The 3,852-nt window shown below is 78.0% G+C and carries 2 protein-coding genes and 2 pseudogenes; 1 reads left to right on the forward strand and 3 read right to left on the reverse strand.

Annotated elements, in window-relative coordinates; translation table 11 throughout:
- From B7L92_RS22005 to B7L92_RS22015, 3 genes and pseudogenes are all read right to left on the reverse strand, one after another.
- The coding region (locus B7L92_RS22005; protein WP_081239198.1) for a zf-HC2 domain-containing protein at nucleotides 1–832 on the reverse strand (832 nt) is incomplete at its 3' end.
- On the reverse strand, nucleotides 829–1,455 hold the full coding sequence (locus B7L92_RS22010) for an RNA polymerase sigma factor (RefSeq protein WP_174703999.1): 627 nt from the start codon (nucleotides 1,453–1,455) through the stop codon (nucleotides 829–831). The genes B7L92_RS22010 and B7L92_RS22005, both read right to left, overlap by 4 nt.
- Nucleotides 1,456–1,510: 55 nt before the next feature.
- Nucleotides 1,511–3,727, reverse strand: a pseudogene (locus tag B7L92_RS22015) (beta-N-acetylglucosaminidase domain-containing protein); the annotation flags it as partial.
- Here B7L92_RS22015 and B7L92_RS43935 point away from each other — a divergent pair.
- Nucleotides 3,719–3,852 (forward strand): annotated as a pseudogene (locus tag B7L92_RS43935) (beta-N-acetylglucosaminidase domain-containing protein); the annotation flags it as partial. The pseudogenes B7L92_RS22015 and B7L92_RS43935 overlap by 9 nt on opposite strands.

The raw sequence follows: 3,852 nt of genomic DNA on the forward strand, positions 1-3,852 counted from the left end.
CCGGTGCGGTGAGCACCGGGCCGAGGACGGCGCACAGCCAGCCGCCGCCGGTCACGGACGTGGCGGCGCGCAGGCCGACGTATCCGGCCAGGGCCAGCGAGGCCAGGGTCAGCGCGAGACCGGGCAGCAGCCAGGCGGCCGGGTTCGGGGCGCCCGCGGACGGCAGCAGCGCCCCGGCGAGGGTCAGCAGCGGCAGACTCACCGCCAGCACGGCGGCCGTGCGCATCAGGACCAGCCGCAGCCCGGCCGACGGCGTGGCCGCGGTGATCTCGTGCATCGGGTCGGCGTGCGGCCCGTAGGACAGGGCGACCCCGGCGACCGGTACGACCGGGGCGAGGGCCAGCAGCCAGGGCCGTGCGTGCGCGATCCCGCCCCCGTGGGCGAGCGCGACGGCGCCGGCGGCGACGAGCAGCACGGCCGGCAGCCAGGCCCCGCGCACGGCCGGTCCCAGGGCCCACAGCAGGCGCACGGCGCCCGGGCCGGCGGACGGCCACCGGTACACGCGCGGCCGGGCCCGGGCCGGGGATCCGGTGGGGCGCGCGGGATCCGGCGCCCCGGGCACCGGACCGTGCGCCGTCGGGACCGCCGCCCCGCCCGCCGGCGCCGCCTCGGGGACCCGGGCCGGGATCGCCTCGCGGACGTCGGCCAGGATCTTCTCGCGGATGCCGTCCAGCACCGGGCCCGCCGCCGTCGCGCGCACCGCCCGCGAGACCCGCCGCGCGCAACCGCCGCAGGACTCCAGGTGCTTCTCCAGCGACCACGCGTCCGCCTCCGGCAGACAGCCGTCGGCGTAACGGGCGACGAGGTGGTCGGACGCGTGCCAGCCGGTCATGCCGGACCTCCCATCGGTGACGGGCTCAGCTGCGCGAGCGCCGCGCGGAGTTCGGCGCGGGCGCGCATCGCCCGGGACTTGACGGTCCCCTCGGGGATGCCCAGCAGCCGCGCGGCCTCCCGGGTGCTCAGCCCGTCGACGACCGTGGCGCGCAGCACCTCGCGCAGCTCGGGCGAGAGCCGGTCGAGGGCGGTGCCCACGTCCCCGTACTCCAGGCCCGCCAGCACCCGGTCCTCGGCGGACGGCGACGCGGCCCCGACCGCCGGACGGCCGTCCCACGCCTCCTCCATCGGCGCCGTGCGCAGCCGCGCGGCCCGCTCCTGCGCCCGGTAGGTGTCGACCAGGCGCCGCGCGGCGATGGTCCACAGCCAGCCGCCGGCCTGCTCGCCGCGGTGCGCGCCCGCCGACCGCCACACCGTGACGAACGTGTCCTGGAGCACCTCCCGCACGGTCTCGGGGTCGGCGCAGCGCCGGCTCAGCCGCGCGTACAGCCATCCCGCGTGCCGGTCGTACAACGCGGCCATCGCCGCCGGGTCCCCGCCCGCGACGGCCCTCAGCAGAGCCGCGTCGGAGTCCTCCCCGTCCTTCTCCCGGTGGCCCCCCACGGGGCGGAACAGTCTCACACCCCGTCTATCGGCGGCCCCGGGGGCGCCGGTTCACGGCGGCGGCCGGGACGGGTCAGTCCGCGACCGCGTACGCCTCCACCGACCACAGCGAGTACCCGTACCGCGTGGCCCGCTTCTCGCCCTGGACGCGGATGTGGCGCACCTCCGGCTCGTCCATGCGGACGGTCTCCCGGCCGCCGCGCCCGTCCCGCACCGTCGCCGCGGTGCGCCAGGTGCGGCCGTCCGCCGAGACCTCGACGCGGTACGCCGACGGGTGCGCGTCCTGCCAGTGCAGCTCCACCTTCCCGAGCCGCACCGGACGCTCCAGCTCCACCTGCCACCAGGAGTCGTCCTCGGCCGGGGAGGACCAGCGGGTGGCCGGGTCGCCGTCGTTCGCCGCCGGGGCCGGGAAGTCGGGGGTCTCGTCGGCCGAGGAGGTCGCCCGGCCGGTGCGGGCCAGGTCGGGGCCCCCGATGCGCGGGACGGCGTGGACGGTCAGCGTGCGGCTCACCCCGCCGAAGCCGAACCGGACCTCGTACGACCGGGCCGGCGTGCCCGGTTCCACGGTCACCTCGACCGGTACCTCCAGCGGCGTGCCGCGCGGCACGGTCAGCGGTCCGGCGGGGACCTCGACCCGCAGGCCCTCGGGGGCCTCGACGGTCAGCCTGCCGCGCGCCTCGCCGGGGCGCAGCGAGCCGAGGGTGGCCGTCAGCCGCCGGGTGCCGCCGATGTCGGCGTCCGCACGGCCCTCGGACAGCTCCAGGGAGGCGGCGGCCGTGTCCGCGTACCAGGGGATCAGGTGCCGGACCCGGTCCGGGTCGGCGCCGGTGACCCGGACGGCGTCGGCCGGCCCGTCGGCCCGCAGTTCGGTGGCGCCCGTGCCGGACAGCGCGCCGAGGCCGCGCCAGCCCTCGCCCGGCACGTGCACCTCCACCGTGCCCTGCGTGCCGGGCTCGGCGAGCACCGTCACGGAGTTCAGGGAGCGGGCCCGGTCGAGGCGCAGGGTGCGCTCGCCGGCCGGGTCGCCGGAGGGCGCGGACGGCTCGCGGTCGATGCCGGCCCAGCTCTCGTACGCCTTCTGCGCCCGGCTCAGGAACGGGTCCAGCACGCCCTCGCCGACCGTCACCCGCGTGGACTCCAGCCGCGCCCGCTGCTCGCCCAGCTTCCGGTACGCCGTCCAGGCGGCGCCCGCGTCCCCGGACCGCTGGGCGTCCAGCAGGTCCAGGGCCGTGAGGCCGGCGTCGCCGTAGCGGGCCAGTTGCCCGGTCCAGGGGGCGACCTCGACCGCGAGCGCGGTGCCGGACAGCCGCCCGGGTGTCTCGCGCAGCAGCGTGAAGGCGGCCCGCAGCCGGCCGGCCGCACCGGTCCCGTCCTCGCCGCGGGCGCGGGTCCGCCAGAAGTCCTCCAGCAGCGGGCGCAGGTACGCCGACTCCTCGCCGCCCAGGACCGAGGACGCGGCGTTCCCCGCGAGCGCGGTCAGGGCCCGGCGGCGCTCGGCGTCACCGCCGGCGAGGTCGGCGATCGCGGCCCGCCAGGACTCCCGGGGCCGGTAGTCGCGCGGGTTCCAGGCGAAGTCGGCGGCGGTGAACAGCGGTATGCGGGACGCCTCGGGCTGCTCCATCGCGTTGGCGAGCAGGGCGGCCGAGCCCGCGGCGACGGCCGGTTCGCGGCCCTGGTAGGGGCCCAGGAAGATCCGGCCGGGGGCGTAGTCGTTCACCGGGTAGTTGTCCATGGTCACCAGCGGGTGCCCGAACACCTTCCGCGCCTCGGCGAGCTGGCCGCCCGTGATGGTGCGCGGCACCACCCCGACGCCGGTCCACGCCACCTCGATGCCCGCGTCCAGCTCCTTCGCGAGGGCGCGCCGGTAGGCGGTCGAGCCGTCCTCGTAGTACTCGGTGGGCATCAGGGACAGGGCGGGGGAGTCCGGGTGGCGTTCCGCCAGGTGCCGGGCCACCGCGTTCGCCACGTGCGCCTGGGCGCGGGCGGCGGCCCCGGGGCCGGAGCCGAACCGGTCGGCGTCCGCCCCGCAGTGCCACTCGCTGTAGCTGACGTCCTGGAACTGGAGCTGGAAGGCGCGGAACCCCAGCGCCCGCATCGCGTCGAGCTTGCGGGTCAGCGCGCGCACGTCGGCGTCCGAGGCGAAGCACATCGCCTGGCCCGGCGCCACCGCCCAGCCGAGCGTGACGTGGTTGCGCCCGGCCCGCTCGGCCAGCTCCCGGAACTCCGCGCGCCGTTCGGCCGGGTACGGCTCGCGCCAGCGGGCCTGCCGGTGGAGGTCGTCGCCGTGCGCGGCATCACCGAGGGCTTCTACGGCACCCCGTGGACGCACCGGCAGCGGCTGGACCAGCTGGACTTCATGGGCCGCACCAAGCAGAACCGGTACCTCTACGCGCCCGGCGACGACCTCCACCGGCA

The sequence above is a fragment of the Streptomyces viridosporus genome (assembly GCF_002078235.1).
GTDB lineage: Bacteria > Actinomycetota > Actinomycetes > Streptomycetales > Streptomycetaceae > Streptomyces > Streptomyces viridosporus.